Annotated in this window: 16 protein-coding genes and 1 pseudogene; 7 read left to right on the top strand and 10 right to left on the bottom strand. The window is 36.1% G+C overall.

Translation table 11 applies throughout. The annotated features are described in order from the left end of the window. Positions 1-165: 165 nt before the first annotated feature. On the top strand, positions 166-543 hold the full coding sequence (locus DWB61_RS07590; protein WP_125030306.1) for a hypothetical protein: 378 nt from the start codon (positions 166-168) through the stop codon (positions 541-543). A gap of 27 nt (positions 544-570) precedes the next feature. On the opposite strand, the gene mtaB is transcribed toward DWB61_RS07590, so the two are convergent. From mtaB to DWB61_RS07570, 4 genes are all read right to left on the bottom strand, one after another. After that, positions 571-1,851: a tRNA (N(6)-L-threonylcarbamoyladenosine(37)-C(2))-methylthiotransferase MtaB gene (gene mtaB / locus DWB61_RS07585; protein ID WP_125030305.1), complete on the bottom strand. Its 1,281-nt coding sequence runs from the start codon at positions 1,849-1,851 to the stop codon at positions 571-573. A 51-nt stretch (positions 1,852-1,902) separates the two neighbouring features. Then, positions 1,903-3,228 carry a tRNA (N6-isopentenyl adenosine(37)-C2)-methylthiotransferase MiaB gene (miaB, locus tag DWB61_RS07580; protein WP_125030304.1) on the bottom strand — a complete coding sequence of 442 codons (1,326 nt, stop codon included), beginning with the start codon at positions 3,226-3,228 and terminating at the stop codon, positions 1,903-1,905. A gap of 130 nt (positions 3,229-3,358) precedes the next feature. Further along, positions 3,359-4,003 (bottom strand): ferredoxin--NADP reductase, encoded by a 645-nt coding sequence (locus tag DWB61_RS07575; protein WP_125030303.1) that lies wholly within the window; start codon positions 4,001-4,003, stop codon positions 3,359-3,361. Positions 4,004-4,203: 200 nt separating this feature from the next. After that, a complete protein-coding gene (locus tag DWB61_RS07570) occupies positions 4,204-4,719 on the bottom strand; it encodes a GNAT family N-acetyltransferase (protein WP_125030302.1) in 516 nt (171 codons plus the stop codon). A gap of 170 nt (positions 4,720-4,889) precedes the next feature. Between DWB61_RS07570 and DWB61_RS07565 the strand changes: the two genes are divergently transcribed. From DWB61_RS07565 to DWB61_RS07550, 4 genes are all read left to right on the top strand, one after another. After that, positions 4,890-6,296 carry a type III PLP-dependent enzyme domain-containing protein gene (locus DWB61_RS07565; protein ID WP_125030301.1) on the top strand — a complete coding sequence of 469 codons (1,407 nt, stop codon included), beginning with the start codon at positions 4,890-4,892 and terminating at the stop codon, positions 6,294-6,296. A gap of 12 nt (positions 6,297-6,308) precedes the next feature. Then, entirely contained in the window at positions 6,309-7,163 is an 855-nt protein-coding gene (gene speB, locus DWB61_RS07560; RefSeq protein ID WP_125030300.1) for an agmatinase, read from the top strand. 69 nt (positions 7,164-7,232) lie between these two features. Further along, complete coding sequence (locus DWB61_RS07555; RefSeq protein WP_125030299.1) at positions 7,233-8,210, top strand: deoxyhypusine synthase family protein; 978 nt, start codon at positions 7,233-7,235, stop codon at positions 8,208-8,210. 29 nt (positions 8,211-8,239) lie between these two features. Beyond that, entirely contained in the window at positions 8,240-8,560 is a 321-nt protein-coding gene (locus tag DWB61_RS07550; protein WP_125030298.1) for a hypothetical protein, read from the top strand. Positions 8,561-8,839: 279 nt separating this feature from the next. Here the strand turns inward: DWB61_RS07550 and DWB61_RS07545 are convergent, their stop codons facing one another. The 5 genes and pseudogenes from DWB61_RS07545 to DWB61_RS07525 form a co-directional block, all read right to left on the bottom strand. Continuing rightward, the gene (locus tag DWB61_RS07545; protein ID WP_225423362.1) at positions 8,840-10,432 is read right to left on the bottom strand and encodes a DUF6029 family protein; all 1,593 of its coding nucleotides are present in this window, start codon (positions 10,430-10,432) and stop codon (positions 8,840-8,842) included. A gap of 13 nt (positions 10,433-10,445) precedes the next feature. Then, positions 10,446-10,931, bottom strand: a complete 486-nt coding sequence (locus DWB61_RS07540) for a TlpA family protein disulfide reductase (RefSeq protein ID WP_125030296.1) — start codon at positions 10,929-10,931, stop codon at positions 10,446-10,448. Positions 10,932-10,969: 38 nt separating this feature from the next. Next, complete coding sequence (locus DWB61_RS07535; RefSeq protein WP_158614378.1) at positions 10,970-12,220, bottom strand: Omp28-related outer membrane protein; 1,251 nt, start codon at positions 12,218-12,220, stop codon at positions 10,970-10,972. 148 nt (positions 12,221-12,368) lie between these two features. Further along, positions 12,369-12,773: pseudogene (gene arfB, locus DWB61_RS07530) on the bottom strand (alternative ribosome rescue aminoacyl-tRNA hydrolase ArfB); the annotation flags it as partial. A gap of 555 nt (positions 12,774-13,328) precedes the next feature. Then, positions 13,329-15,140 (bottom strand): glycoside hydrolase family 15 protein, encoded by a 1,812-nt coding sequence (locus tag DWB61_RS07525; protein ID WP_125030293.1) that lies wholly within the window; start codon positions 15,138-15,140, stop codon positions 13,329-13,331. Between the two features lie 101 nt (positions 15,141-15,241). Between DWB61_RS07525 and DWB61_RS07520 the strand changes: the two genes are divergently transcribed. Together DWB61_RS07520 and DWB61_RS07515 are read left to right on the top strand one after the other, a co-directional pair. Next, positions 15,242-17,449: a bifunctional alpha,alpha-trehalose-phosphate synthase (UDP-forming)/trehalose-phosphatase gene (locus DWB61_RS07520; protein ID WP_125030292.1), complete on the top strand. Its 2,208-nt coding sequence runs from the start codon at positions 15,242-15,244 to the stop codon at positions 17,447-17,449. Positions 17,450-18,471: 1,022 nt separating this feature from the next. Next, positions 18,472-19,728 (top strand): cation:proton antiporter, encoded by a 1,257-nt coding sequence (locus DWB61_RS07515; RefSeq protein WP_125030291.1) that lies wholly within the window; start codon positions 18,472-18,474, stop codon positions 19,726-19,728. 140 nt (positions 19,729-19,868) lie between these two features. On the opposite strand, the gene DWB61_RS07510 is transcribed toward DWB61_RS07515, so the two are convergent. Further along, complete coding sequence (locus DWB61_RS07510) at positions 19,869-20,501, bottom strand: hypothetical protein (protein ID WP_125030290.1); 633 nt, start codon at positions 20,499-20,501, stop codon at positions 19,869-19,871. Positions 20,502-21,547: the final 1,046 nt, after the last annotated feature.

Raw genomic sequence — 21,547 nt, 5'->3', positions numbered from 1 at the left:
TTGTAGCCTACTTTAAGTAAGCTTTGACAAATCAGTCTTAATTCCTGTCTAATAATATAATTATTGACTAATAGATTTGAATTGTTGACATATATATAGCAGATATAGTAATTTTTATGTCAATCTTTTTTAATTTTATATTAATCTCTTACTTAACTAGGGTCAATGATTTTTAGGCTACTCATATTATTCCAGTTTATTAGTGTTCTTGGTGGAGATTCTGCTCCTAAACAAGACAAGATAAAAGCTTGGATAGAGATCGAAGGTGAGCTGAGTTTACTTTCAGTACGAGCTAAGATTGAGAATGCTAGCCAAGAAAATGTATTTCTAAATTACGAATTGGAAATGCATAGCCATAGCCGTATTAAAAATAAAAAGACTTTACAGAAAGGTAAATTATTAGCTCTAAAAGGAACAATTATCGCACTTTCAGAATACAGAATGAATGCCAGAAGTACAGAAGAACTCTGTGTGCGAATTAAAGTTCTAAAAGATAATAAAATCGTAGCTTTAGATTCCGTTGTTTTTCACGCAGCTAAATAGATTCCCCAAGGGATATTGCCAGGAAAGTTAGATTAACTCACCCAGCAATAAGCCATCCTTTTCTTCAACAATTGCCTTTATACTAACATTATAGAATGTGTTTTCCTTTAAGTCTTCAGCCTCAAACTGTACGGGGATATAATGTTCGCCATATCCTTTAGCCGTATTCCCATTGATTGTTTCAACCAGAACACGCTGCGTTTGACCAATAAATTGACTGCGATATTTAAGTTTACTTTCTTCCGCTATACCTCTTAAGACTTCGCTACGTTCAGTTTTCACTTTTTCGGGAACCTGATTTTCCATTCTCTCAGCACGTGTCCCTTTTCGAATAGAGTATTTAAAAGCGTGTACATGGCCAAATTCCATATCCTTAATCATATCACAACTATCTGTGAAAGCAGTTTCGCTTTCGTCAGGAAATCCGATAATAATATCCGTAGTGAAATTAAAATCAGGTCGAATAGTTCTAACCTTCTCAACTGTATTTTTAAAAGTCTTAATATTATACATACGACGCATTCTCAAAAGAACCTCATCAGAACCCGATTGTAAGCAAAGGTGAAGGTGAGGCGTCATTTTAGGATGTGACAACAAGCCCAGAAACTTATCTCCAAAGCCATCAGGCTCCAGAGATGATATACGTAGTCTGAAATCACCATCTAGGTTCAGAATCGCTTCAATCAGGTCGTCGAATTTATAATGCTCAAATTCATAACGACCGATATTTACGCCAGTGATTACAACCTCTTTAGCTCCATTATCAACTACGGATCTAACATTATCAAGAATGGCTTCAAAAGAGCGACTTTTAGCACGCCCTCGAACCGATGGAATGATACAGAACGTACAGAAGTTATCGCAACCATCTTGAATTTTAATCATACTACGTGTATGAAAGCCTTTTTCAGTGGCACCGTATGCAAAAAGATCTTTGTCAAGTTGAGATGGGTGTTTTAATTCCCCCTTAAAATGTGCTTCAACCAATGAAAATAAGGCTGACTTGTTATCATTTTCAAGAACATAGTTGATTTCATCTCTATTCTCTAATTCCTCCTTAGCATTATTAGCCATACAACCCGTCACGACCAACACAGAATCTTTATTTCGACGATTAGCCTGGCTGATGAAGTGACGTGATTTGTGATCGCTCTGGTGAGTAACGGTGCAAGAGTTGATCACATAGATATCAGCTTCAGTATCAAAATCGACCAATTTGTAATCGTTATTTTGAAAGGTAGAAGCTAAAGCATCTGTTTCGTACTGATTCAGACGGCAACCTAATGTTTTAAAGGCAATTGTTTTCATTGTAAATTATATTGTAAGCACTATTATTTCTAGTGCACAGGTATTCATTTTTTAATATAAAAGATCTCCTTCAACAGAGAAAGCCGTGGCTGATTTAATTTTGACGTCTACAATTTGTCCGATTAAATCTGTGTTCTCAGACAGAAAACGAACGTTAATTTTTCCTTCTGTCAAACCAGCAAGATAGCCATCGTGTTTTGCAGCCCCTCTTACCAATACTCTGAATGTTTTACCGATCATACTATCATTATAGCTTCTCGAAGTAAGTTTTAAGTCCTGAGTAAGTATTTGGTGACGTTCTTTCTTTATATCTAGGGAAACAGAATCGAACCAACGATGACTCAAAGCTCCCGGTCGTGGTGAATATTTGGCAATATAGGCCATATTAAAGTCGAATTCCTTCATAGCTGCACGAGTTGCATTGAATTGTTCATCGCTCTCACCCGTAAAACCAACAATTATATCAGTAAACAAGGTTGCTTCTGGAATTAACCGTCTAATAGTTGAAACCGATTGACGGTACTTTTCAAGGCCATGCTTACGATTCATGGCAATTAAAAGCTTGTCGTCGCCCGATTGAAGAGGCAAGTGAATTTGCTTGGCCAGGCATTTATATTGTGCGATAACTTCAATCACTTCATCCGACATATCACGTGGGTGAGGTGAGGTAAAGTATAGCCAGAATTCAGTTCCAATTTCGTTTCCAAGTTCGCCAACCTGACGAAGTAATTCTGGGAAGATAACCTCTGTATCTGGTTTATCTAAACCATATGAGTTGACATTTTGCCCAAGTAGGGTGATCGATTTATAACCTCTTTCAACCAAAGAACGAACTTCTGAAATTATTTCAGTCGATGGACGAGAAACCTCGCGACCTCTTGTATAGGGAACAGCACAAAAAGAACAAAACTTATCGCAGCCATTTTGGATAGGTACAAAAGCTTCAAAATCCGAAGCATAATCAGGTTTTACATTCCAGAACTCAGAAATATTATCATTTTGAGCATCAAATCCATTTTGAATGCCGCTAGGTGTTGTGATACCATATTGATGGATCATCTCAGGCAGATTCGGTAAATCTTTCATCTGAAAGATAATATCGAAAAGCTTTAAGAATTTCTCATGATCCGAAGGCAATACACAACCAGAAACGAAGGTGATGAGATTGGTATGATTCTTCCACTTATTCCATTTTGAAATTTTAGAATAAACCTTATCTATTGCGTTCTGACGAACTGAACAGGCAAGAATACCGATTAAGTTGGCTTCTTTTTCGTCTTCAGTCCAGGTATAACCCATTTGTTCAATCACAGTTCTAACGCGCTCCCCATCAGAAGCATTCATTTGACAACCCAGTGATATTAGATGATATTTCATAAGATGATGCGATGATGTGTTGATTAGTTAATGTAATGATACCCAAAGGTATCAATATGTCGATTTACTAATCCTAATTCCGAAAGTAAAAGCCTAAACAAAGCTCGACTTCGCTTTTCACACTCGTTTATTAAAAATAAACTTCGGTGTGAATAGGCCCTAGCTTGATACCTTGTTTCTCAAGAATATCATAAGCCTCGTAAATCATGTGACAATTGCCGCAAAGATAACAGATTGTATCAGGTGATACCGGATTTTTTAGAAGATATTCTGTTACACGACCGTTAAAATCACCTGTGTTTTCACCTGAAGTACATAAAATGTATCGATTTGGATCATACGACTCACTCTCATAGGCTTCATTTTTGTGACGAATGCCATGTAAAAGAGTGTAATCCATTTCAGGGTGGGTGTGTATAAAACTATGGATTGGAGAAATACCCGTACCGGTACTGATAAACATGAATTTCTTATTCTTTATTTCATCTTCTTTCAATGAAAAATGACCAAAAGCGCCATCCACATCCAATACGTCACCTGGCTTGCACTTTTTTAATTTTTTTGAAAGCAAACCATCTTCAACTTCTTTAATTAAGACTTCTAAATAATCGTCTTGTTCTGCACTGTATATTGAATATTCTCTACGGTCGATACTACCACTAAAACCCAATGTGATATACTGTCCTGTCTTAAAGGTGAAATCCTTCTTTTCCATACGAATGACATAGGTCGATGGAGTCAGGTTTCTAATGCTAATTACTTTATGCGAATTCATTTTTTTGTTTCTTGCTTTTCTTAAAATGTGCTTGTTTATTTACCACTCTACATTATATAGAATCGATAAAAATAAGCTTTCGCAAAATAAGATGTTTTTATCCGAAATAACAAGGCTTAAGCTAAGTTTATGACCACTTTGCTGTATGGAATGTTTGATATACGCTTAATGTTAGGAAACAATAGACTCAAAAGCAATGTTTATAAAATAGAGATCTCTTTATCGAAAACGAGATTTTCGTACTCATTATTACCCATTGAGAAAAATATTGAGGACGTTGAATGAAAGCCCATTCGATTATAAAAATCGATAGCATTCTGATTTTCGATAAAACAGGATAGCCAATAAGAGGACTGATTTCTTGAAAAAAGCTGTTTCTCAGCTTCTAAAAGCAAGCTTTTACCAATACCCTGCCCATGAAAATGTTCTGATATATATATAGCAGTCATTTCAGGCATAGGGAGTTTGCTTTCCGGGTGGACTGCCTTAAGATCTATTTCACAGTAAGCAATCATAAAACCATCTTTTTCAACAATCAGACAGTATTTGTTTTTGTCTTCAATTTTTCTTTTTATCTTATTCGGTATGAAATTATCTTTTAAATATTCAGTATATTCACTGCAAATTCCTTTGGTGGCATAGGTGTGAAGCCATACTTGAGTTTTTAAATAGACAATATTAAGAGCGTCTTTTGTTTGAGCTTTTCTAATTTGCATTATAATGGACCTATTACTTGATTAAGAGTGTTTTATTGATAAGGGAAGTCACTCTTTTTTAATTATTGATTTACAAAGTTGCACTAATATAATTGAGAGAGAAACAAACAAAAGAAAAAAATGATATATTCGCTCACTTTTTTAAAAAACATACTTATTTTATGGTGTAAATGAAGAACACATATTTTAATTTGATTGAGCAAACCTACTATTTTCCTCAGGAAGGTTTTGATTTGCGTGGAGGCTACCTTTCTTTTCATGGAGTATCTATCAAATATTTAATTGAAAAATACGGGACACCTTTCCGTTTAATTTATCTACCACGGATTGGTGAACAGATAAAAAAAGCACGTAATCTCTTTAATCGTGCTATAAAAGCCTCTCATTATAGAGGTAAATATCATTATTGTTATTGCACCAAGTGTTGTCACTTCCACCATGTGATAGGTGAAGCCTTGAAACATAACGTCAACCTGGAGACCTCATCATCATTCGATATAGATTTGATTCTAAAACTTTATGCCAAAGGGGAATTGGATCAGGGCACTATGGTCGTGCATAATGGTTATAAAACCATTGATTACCTTTCTAGAATCATGAAACTTATCGATGCAGGATTTGAGAATTGTATTATCATTTTAGATAGTACAAAAGAGATGGATCGATTGAAGAAAATAGTTGGTAATCGAAAAATTAAGATTGGTCTTCGTATGGCTATAAACGAGGAACCACAATCGGCATATTATACCTCTCGTTTGGGGATTCGTCCTGAAGAGATGATTGAGTTTTATAAGAACAATATCAAGGAAAACAAAAATGTTGAATTGAAAATGTTCCACTTTTTTGTTGATTCAGGAATTAAGGATAGTCTATATTATTGGGGAGAATTTCAGAAAGCGCTTAAATTATTTATCGATCTAAAGAAAGAATCTCCATCGCTTGATTCCTTGAATTTAGGAGGAGGATTCCCTATCCGAAATCATCTTGGATTCGAGTATGATTACGAATATATGATTCGTGAGATTGTCAATAACATTAAAGAGGCTTGCGATACCGATGGGGTTCATGAACCTGATATTTATACCGAATTTGGAAAATATACGGTAGGTGAGAGTGGGGCTATTATTTTCGAAGTGGTCGAGCAAAAGCAGCAGAATGATCATGAGTTATGGTATATCATCAACAATTCTTTGATGAACACCATTCCGGATGCTTGGTCTATTCACGAAAAGTTTATTCTATTGCCCATAAACAAATGGAACAATGAATATACTAAAATCAATATTGGTGGTATTTCTTGCGATCATTCTGATTATTACAATTCGGAAGACTTTAATCAGCAAATTATGCTGCCTAAATTTTCAAATAAGGATAAGGAACCTCTCTATATTGGGTTTTTCCATACTGGCGCATATCAGGATGCTATTTCAGGTTATGGTGGCATTAAACACTGTTTGATTCCATCGCCTAAACATGTTATTGTAGATAGAGATGAGTCGGGAAACTTTGTTGATTATGTGTATCGTAATGAGCAAAGTGTTGATGAGATGTTGAATATTCTAGGGTATAACGAATAATAAGCTTTGAATATGAATAATTTTGCTGGAATAGAAGATGAATTTGCCGCATATGGCTCTGCATCTGTCTTATTACAATCCATTCCTTACGATGGGACCAGTACTTGGGGAAAAGGTGCTGATAATGGATTTTCTGCTTTTCTTGATGCAGCAGAAAATATGGAGCTTTACGATATTGAAACCGATTCGGAAGTTTATAAAAAAGGCGTACATATTCTACCTGAACTAAAAGTCAATCATAGTCCCGAAGCTGTTTTTGAGGAAACCTACCGTGTGGCTAAGAAGATGATTGAGACAGGAAAATTCCCAACCTTTTTTGGTGGGGAGCATTCTATTAGTATTGGCGTGATTAAAGCTTTTTACGAGCAGCATTCTGATATTACGGTATTGCATTTGGATGCGCATGCCGATTTACGTTCTGATTATAATGGGACAGCATACAACCATGCCTGTGCTTTGCACGATGCTTCTAAAAACACCAATTTGATACAGGTTGGGATTCGAAGTATGGATAGCAGTGAGTTAGCTTATTTGAACAAAGAGAAATGTTTCTTTGCCGAAGATATTTACGGACAAGATGAGTGGATGCAAAAGTCTATTGATTTGATGGGAGATAAAGTGTATATTTCCTTCGATTTGGATGCCCTCGATCCGTCTATTATGCCAGCAACGGGAACTCCTGAACCAGGAGGTTTAGACTGGAACACTTGTATTCGCTACCTAAGAAAGGTATTTGAACAGAAAAATGTTTTGGGTTTTGATTTGGTGGAATTAGCACCCATAAAGGGCAATAAAGCACCCGAATTTTTGGTGGCCAAGTTGTATTATAAAATGTTATCATATAAATTCATGTTAGCCTCAAAGTAAGCTTAAAGGCAATACATCAATCAATTTATAATTTTCGAGAGAATTTAAATTCGATTATTCTTTAAAAAAATGAACACAAAAGGACCAATATCGCAGTTTGTAAAAGAGCATTACAAACATTTCAATGCAGCAACACTAGTTGATGCAGCAGCTGCTTACGAGCAACAGCTTGAGCAGGGCAATAAAATGATGATCACTCTTGCTGGTGCCATGAGTACAGCCGAGTTGGGAAAATCATTAGCTGAAATGATTCGTCAGGATAAGGTGCAGATTATTACATGTACAGGAGCCAATCTTGAGGAAGATATTATGAATTTGGTCGCACACTCGCACTACCGTCGTGTGCCTGATTATCGTGATTTTACACCTCAGCAGGAATGGGATTTATTGGAACAAGGTTTAAACCGTGTAACGGATACTTGTATTCCAGAAGAAGAGGCTTTCCGACGTTTACAGAAACATATCTACAAGATATGGAAAACTGCAGAAGAGTCAGGAGAGCGCTTTTTGCCGCATGAGTATATGTATAAAATGTTACTTTCTGGCGTATTAGAGCAGTATTACGAGATTGATCCTAAGGATTCATGGATGCTTGCTGCAGCAGAAAAGAATTTACCTATCGTTGTTCCAGGTTGGGAAGATTCAACTATGGGAAACATTTTTGCTTCATACTGTTTGAAAGGAGAATTGAATCCTTCGACCATGAAGTCGGGAATTGAGTACATGACTTGGTTGGCTGATTGGTACACTGAGAACACAAAAGAAAATGGCATTGGTTTCTTCCAAATTGGAGGAGGTATCGCTGGTGATTTCCCAATTTGCGTGGTACCTATGCTTTATCAGGATATGGAAAGAACTGATACGCCTTTCTGGAGTTATTTCTGTCAGATATCGGATTCAACAACCAGTTATGGTTCATATTCGGGAGCTGTACCTAATGAGAAAATCACTTGGGGTAAGCTTGATATTAATACCCCAAAATTTATTGTAGAATCTGATGCAACTATTGTAGCGCCATTAATTTTTGCTTATATTTTGGGCTGGTAATTCACACTTTTAATATTTTTAATCTAGTCATGGAAACAAACAAACCAAAAGTCATTCAAAACTATGAAAAGCTCTCAAAAGACATACAAGAGCAGATCAAACTTTATTATCTTGAAGGCTTTAGTGAACACCTTATTGAGTTTACAAACCCAAAAGGCGAATTAGTTACTGCTCTACCATTCGAAACCGAAGATAAAATGTACATGGTCCGAATGACTGTGCGTAGAGCTCTTGAAATTGTAGATCAAGATTCTGATTTTGATGATGATGGTGTTCTTTTGTCGAGTAGAAGAGAACGTTATGAGGAGAAATACGCCGAAGTAGACGAATTCGACGAGGATGAAGATTAGAATTTTATCTAAGCATATGAAAAGGCTGCCCCAATTTGAGGCAGCCTTTTATTTTTTTTACAGATTGTTGTTGAAAAGGATTCTAGATGAGTGAAGCGATCTCATAATAGAAGAACGACTATACGATAACAACCGTTTTTTTTTATCATGAAATGGCGTCGCTTTTTGACTTCAAACTCACCATGTCGTAGGTTTAAAGCTTAGCATATACAAATCCTTTCAATCTGGATTGAATTTTAGAGATGCCCATTAAAATTGAATCTTGACTCTCTATTTAATTTAAAAGCTAGTTGAGAAACTAATGTTTAGACCCGTATAAGCTGGTACAAATCGACAAACACCGCCTGAACAGTTCAATCCTTCTCGATTTCTGCCATAGGCTATCTGCAGGTTTTTTGAGTCTTTTGCCCATCCAAATCCTCCAGAGAAATAATGGATTTTGTCCTTATCTCCATAATTGTATTGATCGGAAACAAACATGGAAAAACCAGGGGCAATGGAATATTCAAGTAAGCCTGCCATCCAATTCTTTTTATCTTGTTTGGTCCACAGATGCTGTAATTCAGCTCTCAGAACATGTTTGGGTTTAAGTTTAAACTCGATTTCACCAGCCAGAAAGTTTGATTTTACAATAGGAGAGTCACCTCCCTGCAATTTGCTTTTATTGTAATTGATATGGGCATAAGCCAGTTTGGTTTTTAAGCTTTTCGAGAATTTCTTTGATAAATTAATGTTGAAATCCCGGTACAGTTTACTGTCACCAAGTTTAAGGAATTCGCTCTCCTTTGTTACCGTATTTTTAAGCTCTAAATCGTTATATGCCGACATATTTACTTCCAGTTTGGTTCCATATTTACCGCCTAGTAAGCTTCCTTTTTTGAATTTCTTATAAAGGTCGAATTGAGCTCCCATTTCACCATTGGCTTGAGTGATATAGGTGTAAATATTCAATAAACTGTATTTATGCTGTTTGGTGATGGCTGGTAAATAATTGACTAAGAGATTTAAACCACTAGCGGCTCTTTCGTTATAGAAACTCATCTCTTTTAATGCTCTGAATGTAACATTCATTCCAAGACCAGATTTGGCAAATGATGAATTCACAAGTAGTGCATGACCTGTGATATCTCTATTTGGACTTTCAATTCTTCTGTCATCTTTTTTCTGAACGAATTCAGTGTTCAAACTCCAGCTTTTGATACCGAGATCCAGTCGAGCAGAATAGGCATTTACCTGGCTTGGGAAATCTTCCTGAGCTCCCGTATAAGTTTCATATTTACTTAACCAGCTTCCGCCTACATTAAGGTGACTTTCGTTCAAGTCGAAATACTGAGCCAAATCAAATGTCCCATCAAGACCTCTGAGTATACCATCTGACACTTCGAAGAATTCACGTTGTTTGCCATATATGGCTTTTAGGTTTAGGTAGTCGGTAGGATTAAATCTCACACCCACACCTTCAATAGCATTGTTAATGCCGAGTTCACGATTTTCGTAGCTTCTAAAAATAAGTCCACTACCAAATTGTTCGTAGAAGTTACCCACAGTAATTTCTAGGGTCTCATCCTGATATTTCAGGTATCGTCCTTCTATTTTTTGATCTTTGTGGCGGATATCGTAACCTACTAATCGTGGTAAATAGGCTTCGTACTGCAATCCCATTGATAGTTTACCTATATAATAATCGAGTTTGAGATAAGAGTTAGATCCGAATTTGTCATCGGGTACAATAGCCTTGGTTTTATTATCTTTCTCGTAGATTTGGTTGATGGTTTCGAAACTACCACTTAGCTTCCCTTTTTTATCTTGAGCCTTTCCCATATGGCACAGACTTAGTATAATAAGCCCTAAAAGTATTTGACGTTTATTCATATTCGGTTTAAGCTTATTTTTTTGATAATTGGGTTAGTTTTTCTAGAATCAACTCTTCACTTCCGGCTTGATAACCACTGTGTTTCCAAACAACTTCACCTTTATTTATGATACAGCAAAATGGAATACCCGACACGTTAATCGCGCGTTTTAGATCAGAGTTTTCATCGATATAGACATCAAATTGCCAATCCTGGGCTTTCACCAAAGCAGAAACTTTAGAGCTGGAGCGACTGTTGTCGGTTGATATGGCAATCATTTTAAATTCCACCTCATCTTGCCATTCATCCATTGCTTCGTTAATGGCTTCGAGTTCCTGCAGACAAGGACGACACCAGGTTGCCCAAAAGCACAAAACAATGGGCTCCTCAATATTTGAAAATAAGTTTTCGGACTGGATCGTTTTACCATGTATGTCTTTTAATTGACTTCCTGAAAGTTGGGCATGTGTCAGATAAGAAAACAGGCTAAGTATTAATAACAGACTGTATTTTGTCATTATTTTAGTTTTGATGGGTTTAATAAGAGAGTTAAAGCTTACAGGTTATCAACAGAAAGAACATTGATTACCTCACCATTCTTAAACAAAAAGGCTATGGCAGATAAGTGTGCTTTATTGTATTTTGAAACGTCTGTAGTAAAGGATAGCTTATAACTTGTACCCTGAATTAATTTGTCATTGGGAATGGCATCCCCATACAAATCGGTTAAGGTTTTGCGAAGAATGTAATTGTGTTGAAAATCTTTCATTTTTTCACCCGCCTTATAAAAGGCTGAACTAGCTTCATCATTGTAGTAGTTAGATTGATCAGCAAGTTGATTATTATCGCATAGAGCCACAACAAGTTTGATGTCTGTAAATGTTTGATACGATTCTAATGTAACATCTATCTTGGCATTGTTTCCATCAAGTTGTATGGTTGATTTAATCCCAATATGACAAGATTCATCAACTAAGCTGATTAGATCATTTTCGTTAATTGCTTGAGCAATATTTCTGTTGGCAATTTTAGTTGGATAGCCAGTGATATTAAATGTAGAAAATAAGCTTTCTATTTTTGAGTATTGAAATTCATCACTTCCATGAATTGCTGATATCACCATATTCGCTGAGGTTTTACTCTTCAGTTCTTCCAAATGATACATTGATTCAGGGCAATAGCCACACCAGGTTGCTGTATAATCTTCTACCAATACATTTCGGGGCGACATATTTACACCTACGAGTAAATCGGCACTTTTAATTTCAGAATACTCTGCTCTTACTTTGTGTTTTCCGTTTGTAGATGAACTAAATGTATGTCCATCGATCAGTTGATCATCAACATAGAATTTAGTATCGGAAGTCACATTATTCAGCTTTGTGTCTAAAGCTTTGAATTCAAACTGTTCAGAACCAGAGGAGAAACTGGACGTTCTGTTGCTTGAAATATACAGCTTGGCAGTATAGTGACGAACCAAGATTTTTATACTAGTTTCTCTATTAAGATTAACTGCTTTTACTGTGAATTCACCTTTTGTTTTACTGGTATAAGTATTGCCAGAAATGGCTTCACCATTCACATAAATTTTCGATTCAGTAGTAATATCCTTGGAATTGTTGTCTTTAACCGTAAAAGTGATTTCATCCTTGCCATCAGCAAGTATTGAGGTTTTATTAGCTGTGATGCTGATACTTCCATTATCAACAATAGGCCTGCTATCGTTACTTTCGCTTTTAGAGCAAGAGACTAAATTAATAGATAGGAGAAATAATGAACTTAGAATTAAGATTAGATGTTTTTTCATAGGGGACGATTTATTTGTAAATACTTGTTTATTATACAACATCCAAGTTTTGAAATACCCTACTTTTTTCATCAATAAAAAATAGGCAAACTAAATAAACCCCATTTCTATTGAAGGAAACAATATAAATATCAATTATTTAATAGCCTTATTCATCCCAATCTGAGGATCGTCGACGAGTTTTCTTTTCAGAACCCAATCGTTTAGCTTGTAGTCGCCTTTCTCTGGCTCTATGGCTTGGTTTTGTTGGTCGTCGCTTTTTCACAGGTGTGAAAGCCTGTGTGAGCAAGTCGAAGAATTTCTCAATAGCCGATTGCTTATTCTTTAATTGAGATCGGTCTGCCTGAACCACAATGCTAAGAATTCCTTCCTGGCTGATACGTGTCGCGAGTTTATTGTAAACAATCTCCTTATCATCATCGCTAAGTAGTTGAGATTCCTGTACATTAAAACGCAATTCTACCCGGGAGCTCACCTTATTCACATGCTGGCCACCTGGTCCACTGCTTCGTGAGGTTTGAAACTTAAACTCCCTTATAAATGAATCTTGATTTGTGATGGGTAAGTGCATGATGGGTAATTAGACGTGTTGGAGAGTTTTTAAAAGGACTCAATTTTCTTGTCCTACAAATATATGATTTTAAGTCAATTCCGTCTTAAATTTTTTTGTTTATGTTCTGTGTTTTATTGTTAATAATGCATTTAAGTTAGATGTTAAGATAGAGAGCTTATTTTTTTTGCGCTTTATAATAGGGCATCTCTTTTAAATGTTTTTCGTTTTACGAAAGCTTTAGAAAGACCGGGAAGTTCCGAGCTTGTCGAGGAAATCACGCGGCCGCACTTAAGCGTGAGGCAAATAAGAAAGATATTTAAAAAGTAGCCTTGAATTTCTTTGCTTTGTTTCTTGTTTCAAGACAAGAAATGATGTCGGGTTTATTCGCAAAGCTCATGAGCTCGCAAAAAGCTCGGTTGGGGCGGAAAGCCCAATTGTAAAAATTATTTAGGACAAGATTGATTTTAAGTTAATAATTCATATCATCGAAAAAACCAACCACCCTTATTCATTAGGGTAGCTGGTTTGTTAGTTGTAAGTAACACGAAAAGAGATTTAGAGATTAAGCTGCTCAATCAGTCCTTCAGGTTTCTCGTCTTCATCTTCAGAGAAATTAATTGCAGTTTCGATAATCGCTAAATGGGAGTAGGCCTGAGGGAAGTTACCCAGCATGCGTTTCGTATCAAAATCAATATCCTCTGAAAATAGACCCAAATGGTTGGAATAGCTCATAAGAATATCAAATTTATCTTTGGCTTCTTTCTTTCTACCAATCTTAAATAGGCTATTTATCAACCAGAATGAACAAATCGTAAAGGCAGATTTGGGTGTTCCAAAATCATCCTGATTCTTATAGCGAAACATCAAGCCATCGTGTTCCAATTCTTTCTGAATGGTAAGGACGGTAGAAATGTATTTTTGATCGGTAGCCTCAATAAAGCCGTAATTTTCCATTAATAAAACCGATGCATCCAAATCATCGGAACCATAATGCTGTGTAAAAGCTTGTTTTTTTTCACTCCAGGCATTATTCATGATATCTTCTTTCACCGCATCGCGAAGAGGTGTCCACTTATTCACGTAATAGTCACTCTTGAGGAGTTTAGAAATTTTTACGGCACGATCGAATGCCACCCAACACATCACCTTACTAAAAGTAAAATGCAGACTCTTACCACGAATCTCCCAGATGCCTCGATCAGGTTTGCGCCAATTTTCATCGACCACATTCACGATGCTTCGAACAATAGTGCAGAGTTCTTCGGTGTGTTCCAATGAATTTTCAAATAATTCAAATTGTTGATGAATCAAGTCCAATAAAATCCCATAAATATCGTTCTGTTTTTGCTTGTAAGCAGCGTTACCAACCCGAACAGGTTTCGATCCTTCATAGCCTGCCAGATGATCCAATTCATATTCCGAAAGTTTCTTTTCACCATTGATACCATACATGATCTGCACTTTTTCCTTTTTCTCAGGAATAATATCCATAATGAAATCCAAGTAGCGTTGGGCCACTTTATAATGTCCCAATTGGGTAAGAATTTTAACAACCATAGAGCCATCCCGAATCCAACAAAAACGATAATCCCAATTACGAACCTCACCAATGGTCTCAGGCAAAGAAGTGGTTATTGCAGCTAATATGGCACCCGATTTTTGATAATTAAGTAATTTTAAAACCAAAGCAGACCGATTGATTTCATCTTTGTATTTCGGGTGAATCTTTGTTTTTTCTGACCAATTAAGCCAATAGGTTTTTGTTCTCTGTAAAATCAGATAGATTCTTTCATCCGTTTGTTTTAAGAGTTTTTGATTATAGGAGACAAGACAGAATTCATGTTTTTCTAAGCAAATAATGTCATGATTCAAAATTGAATGGCAGTTGAAACTTGTATATAAATAAAGAGAATCGTAAGTTCCACTAGTTGTATAGGATTTAATAAAATCAAACTGAGCATACTTATTTTGAGTGTGATTACGCGCATAATCCAACTTGGGGTTGTAGTGAATACGAAACGTTGGTTTCCCTTTTATGTGTTTAAAATATCGAACAAGATCAGGCGGTGAATAATAATCATTATTCTCGGTGATATACCGAGGCATAAAATCCACAAGTTCAAAAATACCATCCTTGCAAATGAAACGTGTATGGAGAATATTGGTGTTCTTTTTATAGTATTGAACACTGCGAATTAATTTTTCAGGAATAATCTCGAAGCTACCACCTTTTTCCTTATCCAGAATTTTAGCAAAAGCAGAGGAGGAATCAAATTGAGGTAAACATAACCAATCTAAAGAACCCTTTTCCGATATCAGAGCTGCAGACCGGCAATTTCCAACTACGCCATAATTTAAATTTTCCATAAAAAAAGATTACTTTAGTGTATAGTCACATAACAATTCTGAAAATAGCTAATTTTCACGACTTTCGGGTAATTTGCTAGTAGAATATTACTCTTGATTTTATGAATAGAATACACATTGTTTCCAACAGACTCCCAGTTAGTATTAACGTAAATGATGATCAAATAGAACTTATTCCTAGTGTGGGAGGTTTAGCCACAGGCATGCGCTCGGTGTATAAAGCGTATAAAGGAAAGTGGATAGGCTGGCCAGGCTTACCTAGCGATGATATAGATCAAAAACTGTCTGGAAGGATTGACCAGGCCTTAGAAAAGGAAGATTGTGTCTCGGTTCATCTTTCAAAAAAAGAGATTGATTTGTATTACGATGGCTTTAGTAACCGCACGATTTGGCCATTATTCCATTATTTTGCGCAATATATCGATTATGATCCTGAGCTTTGGGAAACATTTGTGCATGTGAATCAGAAGTTTGCCAATAAGGCACTTGAAACCTTGGAGGAAGGTGATACTATTTGGATACATGACTACCAGTTGTTGTTGGTGCCTGAAATGATTAAATCGAAGAAACCCGGTGTAACGGTCGGTTTTTTCCTGCATATTCCTTTTCCATCCTTTGAGGTTTTTCGAATACTGCCCTGGCGAAAAGAATTGATTCAAGGCATGTTGGGGGCTGACTTAATTGGCTTTCACACTTACGACTATCAGCGTCACTTTTTTAGCTCTGTTCGTCGTTTAATGGGCTACGATATTTCCTTCAATAGGATTCAAATAGAAGATAGAATTATCATCGTTGATGCTTTCCCTATGGGGATTGATTACGATAAATTTAAGAACGCTGCAATAGGAGTTATTCAAAAACCACTTCAAGAGAAATCAAAACTGCATCGGGAGCTAGAGAAATATTTCTTACTTTCTCCAGATCGAAAACTAATTCTTTCAATTGATCGGTTAGATTATTCGAAAGGAATTCCCAATCGCTTACAAGCTTTCTTGAAATTTCTTGAAACCTATCCTGAGTTTGTTGGTAAAGTCACCCTGATTATGCTAGCTGTACCATCACGCGGGACGGTAGAGCATTATATCAATCTGAAAAAAGAAGTGGACGAGTTGGTAGGGAAAGTTAATGGTCAATTTGGAAACATCAATTACACACCCGTTTGGTATTTTTATCGATCGATGCCTTTTGAGAATCTGATTGAATTATACAGCTCTTGCGATGTTTGTTTAGTGACGCCGGTGCGCGATGGGATGAATTTGGTTGCTAAGGAATATGTGGCTTCCAGAACTAATCGTACAGGGGTTATCATTCTCAGCGAAATGGCTGGTGTGGCTAAAGAAATGGGAGAGGCTCTAATTATTAATCCGAATAATATTAAAGAAATTGCTGATAGCATTAAGCAAGCCCTGACAATGCCACTGGATGAGCAGCGTGAACGCATGATTTTTCTTCAAGATAGGATTAAGCGCTATGATGTTTTTAAATGGTCTAGTGAATTTGTGAAATCATTATCGAAAGTAGAAAAAATTCAAAATTCGATGCATGCCAAACGAGTGAATAGTATCATAATGGAGAAGATTCGATCGGATTATCAAAATTCAAAACTGCGAGCTATCTTTTTGGACTATGATGGCACATTAACGGGTTTTAAAAAGAACCCGAATGATGCGAAACCCAATGAGGAATTGCATCAACTGCTATATCAATTGGAAGAAGACCCTCGCAATGTAATTACTATTATAAGTGGGCGCGATAGGGCTAGTCTTGAAACCTGGTTCGAAGGACATAAGATTAACTTAATAGTAGAACATGGGGTTTGGAGTAAAAAGGTAGATCGGGAATGGAAAATGCTTTCGAATGCAACGGATACCTGGAAATCGAGTATTCAACCCATACTTGAAACTTTTGTTGATAGAACACCAGGTACGTTTATAGAAGAAAAGAACTACTCACTGGTTTGGCATTTTAGAAAAGCTGAACCAGAACAAGCTGATTTAAGGGCCAATGAGTTGAAGGATGAATTAACGACTATGATAGCCAATCATAACCTAGAGATATTGGAAGGAAATAAAGTGATAGAGGTAAAGACAGGTGGTATAAATAAGGGAATTGCTGCTTTACAATTTCTTAAGAATAAGGATTTCGACTTTGTTTTTGCTGTTGGGGATGATTGGACAGATGAGTACATGTTTAAAGAATTACCTGAATCAGCTCATACCATTAAGGTTGGCTTAAAACATACAGCAGCTAAGTATAAGGTTGAGTCTGTGAGTGCGGTTCGTACCTTTTTAGCAGATTTGATAAAATAAAAAATCAATGACTGTTTTGTATTAAATCAGCATATAATTTAATAGTAAGTAATTGTGCGTTATTATTAAATGCTGTTTGAGCGTAGCGAGTTCATTTCGTTTAGCCTTTAAGTCGTAATGGGTCAGCGAATGCCGCAGTCTTGAATTTTTGGTACTTTTCTTTCAAGAAAAAAGTACAAGCCCGTCCGGCAAGGACATCAAACTGTGAATTCGGGCTTATTTATACAGCTTGTTTTACGTCATTATATATGTCGTATTAACATCAGCAATAATCATTAATATTAACAGCAAAGAACATAAAGTTGATGGATATACATTATTTCTTAGCGCTCGTAACAGTTTGTTATTTTCCTTATTAATTACTGCATAAAGGGCGCTATGCTGATTTTTTATCATGTTTTTTTGCGTTCTTAGTGGTTTAATCTTTTATTTGTTTTTTTTAATGAAAAAGGCAACAATTACAAAAGGTTGATTTGTGACATTATATTGCTCTATGAACTTAAGTCTAGCATTGAACGTCATCCTGAATTTATTTCAGGATCTCATAATCAATATGTAAAGATTAACTTTCGTTGATCTCTCGAGTTCGGTACTGGAACAAGTTCAGCATGACGGATATATTTATTACTGGACACCCTCTACTTTCTGCAAGTTTCATTTATTTTAGCCCTGTTGATAAACAAAGGGCTATTTTTTTTGTTTAGCATCTTGTTTTTCATAAATTCGCGGCCGATTAAGAGATCTAAATTCATTTGTAAGAGTGAAGCTTGATTTAAACACGACTTTAAATCGTCAATAAGCTACTTTTTGTACAATTAACTTAGACCATTTGTAGCCTTAAGGAAAAATAGGAGGGTCCCATTCTCTTATTATTCTTGTCAATATTTAGGCTTCGCTACACTAGGAAAATCATTTGATACCCTATTAATCTCAGCTTTCTTTAAAAGCTGAATGATAGCTTGTATCTATTACCTGAATCCAAACCTTGGGTTCTGAAACATAACTAATAATAAAAATTAAAAATGTTTGATTCTTTCGTAATCGTTCTGGCTTTTGCTGCTCTTTTTAGTCTTATCAATTCAAAATACCTGAAGTTTAGTCCCACCATTGGAATGATGATTTTAGCACTCATCATGTCTGCATTTATTCTCTTATTAAAAGAATTTGCGCCTTCAGTTCATCAGTTTATTCCGACTTTTGAAAGAGACATTCATTTTAGAGAATTTTTGCTGGAGATTATACTTAGTTTTCTGCTTTTTGCAGGAGCCATGCATATTAATATTCAAGAATTGCAGAAGCAAAGAAAAGCGGTTTTTGTTTTTGCCATATTTGGGACATTAATATCTACTTTTCTTGTTGGCACGCTGACCTATTATGCGGCACATTTGTTTTCATTAAACATCCCATATATCTATTCCCTTTTGTTTGGCGCCCTCATATCGCCAACCGATCCTATAGCTGTTCTGAGTATTTTAAAAAACTACAGTGTGAGGAAAGATTTACAGATGAATATCGAAGGCGAATCTCTTTTTAACGATGGGGTGGGGATGGTTCTTTTTGTCGTCATCTTACGAATTATAAACCGAGGTTATGAGAATATACATGTAAACGAAGTTATGTTTCTGTTTTTCAGAGAAGCACTTGGAGGTATTTGCTTTGGTTTGTTAATAGGCTTTTTAGGTTTTCAGATACTTAAAAGAACTGAGGCTAATGCCAATGCACATGTGATGTTGACCATTGTTATGGCAGCAGGTGGTTATGCTTTAGCCGAAAATATCCATGTTTCTCCTGCCTTATCCATGGTGGCAGCTGGCTTGTATCTTGGTAAAAAGATACACAGCAAGGCGTATTCGAAAAAGAACTTGATGCAGTTGGTTACATTCTGGGATGTTTTAGATGAGATTTTAAATGGGGTACTCTTTGTGCTTCTAGGATTCTTTATAACCATCATAAAGCCCGATGTTGTCCATATTCCTTTTGCAATTATCACTATAGCAGTTGTTTTAATTTCAAGATATATTTCGGTGATGATTCCTTTTCAGTTGATCAAACATGCCAATAAAAAAGTCAACCGAAAAACCATACTCATGCTAAGCTGGGGAGGCTTAAGAGGTGCTTTAGGTATCGCTCTGGCTTTATCAATCCCACCAGAGCATTTTGGCGATTTATTTGTTTTTCTGATGTATTCGGTAGCCCTGTTTTCCATTATTGTTCAAGGCCTCACCATTGGTAAGTTGGTTGAAAAGCTAGGTTTGGTTAATCTGAAAGATGCGAAATAAGAAAAGCTGATTTTTTTGAGCTGACTAGAGCTAATGCCAAGAGCATAGCACTATATAGAGATGAGGTTTGAATACTGATCAAAAATAAGCCCCACATCTTAATTGCTGTGGGGCTTATTTTAGAAGGCTATTCATCTCGATTATTCTATTGGATTAAGAACCACCCGAATAATTTCCGATTGTTTACCCACTTTCTTTCCATCGAAAATATAGTAGGCATAGTACTCTCTTATTTCGACTTCCTTTGGGTTTCTACGAGGACGTGTGTCGGTGAATTTTGAGTCTTTTACAAGGGTTTCAAAATCGTACTCGCCACCATTAATTCTGGCATACAGTAAAATGCCATGCATTGGTTTTTTTGTGTAAGTAAGCTGTGCTAGCCCACCAACCTCGCGGCCTTTTAAATCCGGCTTTTTCCCGTTGGTCGTTTCCACTTTTTCTTCACTGTACAGCTCCAACTCTTGTCTGATCTCCGGTGTGACCAATGGGTTATTGTCTGACATGTGTTTGTATGCGCGCAATTGTGAAACAACAGGAGGATGGCCTTCGTGATAAACCACGTTTGAATCATGAGCGATCTTTTTATCTTCATTTTTTTTATCCATACGCTGCTTATCTTCGTTTAGGGCCTGAGTGAGGGCTTCGGTTTCTTCTCTGGGGAGAATACCCGCTTCGACATACTGAAATACTTTTGCGAGGAAATTGTCTCGTTTTCTAATGAAATTGGCTTCTTTAGTTTCTGGAAACTCTTTTTTAGAAATAACAGTAGGCATAATGTAGCGTTTTAATGATTAATAGAATCTTTGTACTGTATATTAAAGCTAAGAAGGATTTTTTTTTAGATGGCAAAAAAAAATAAACTTTATTTTTCTAAAATGCTTAACATCCTGAATTTACTGGTGTTTTACAGCCTACGCCTACCACTCTATTAACCTGCATGTTGGTGTTTTTTAAGTCCAATTTTCCCTTGATTTTTTTTCTAAATCGTTCTGTTAAATTTGAAATAGCCTGATTTGGGCGTTTTTTTTTATTTTGATCAAAAACGAGTGGTTTTATCTTTCTGTTTATTAGAGGTTTATTTGTTTCGTGGTGTTTTGATTGAAAAATGACATCTTGTTCAGTAGATTTGTATTGTTAAATAATCTGACTAAGGTGTTCTTTTTGTGAAGCCTGATTTTATTGGGCTTTAAGTTGAAAAGTTGGGGTTGGGCAAATAATAGACCGGTAAGCGTTTTTAGGAAAAATTCAATTTTCTGGAAAGTTTTGCCAGGCCACTTGAAAGTTTTACGGAGCTCAGATTTACTCTCAAGTGACACTTTGGGGAACATTCTGATCACTTTGGAGGGCTAAATGGGCCCATTTTGTCCTATTTACCCTCCGTAAAAACTTTCAAGGAGATCCTTAAAAGTTTTACGGAGGGTATTGAAAGTCTCGAGACGGGCAAGTTGAACTGAGAAATACCTCGTTTTTATCTTAAGATCCACTTTGGTTATTGATCATAGGATATCTATTATAAAGAGTGATTCTATTTTACATCTGTTTATTGTTTTACTTGCCTCTGGGATACTGTTAATTATTTAATTTTTATAAATTTGGTTCAGTCTTGTAGATTTATACGATGAAAAGAGAAAAAATCACCTTAGCATCTGATACGCATCGCAACAAAAAAGTTGTGACGATTGGTTTTGCCTACCTAGATTCAAGTAACCAATGCAACTTAGGTGATTATATGTAAGTTTAGTTTATGATAACTTTTACAGAACAATGGAGAGAGTATCATCTCCCCTTGTTCTGAAGGAATAAAAGTTCTTATTTTACG

The organism is Ancylomarina euxina, from assembly GCF_003863355.1.
GTDB classification, from domain to species: domain Bacteria; phylum Bacteroidota; class Bacteroidia; order Bacteroidales; family Marinifilaceae; genus Ancylomarina; species Ancylomarina euxinus.
Note: the sequence above shows the minus strand (reverse complement) of the source record. Positions and strands in the feature narration are given on the sequence as shown.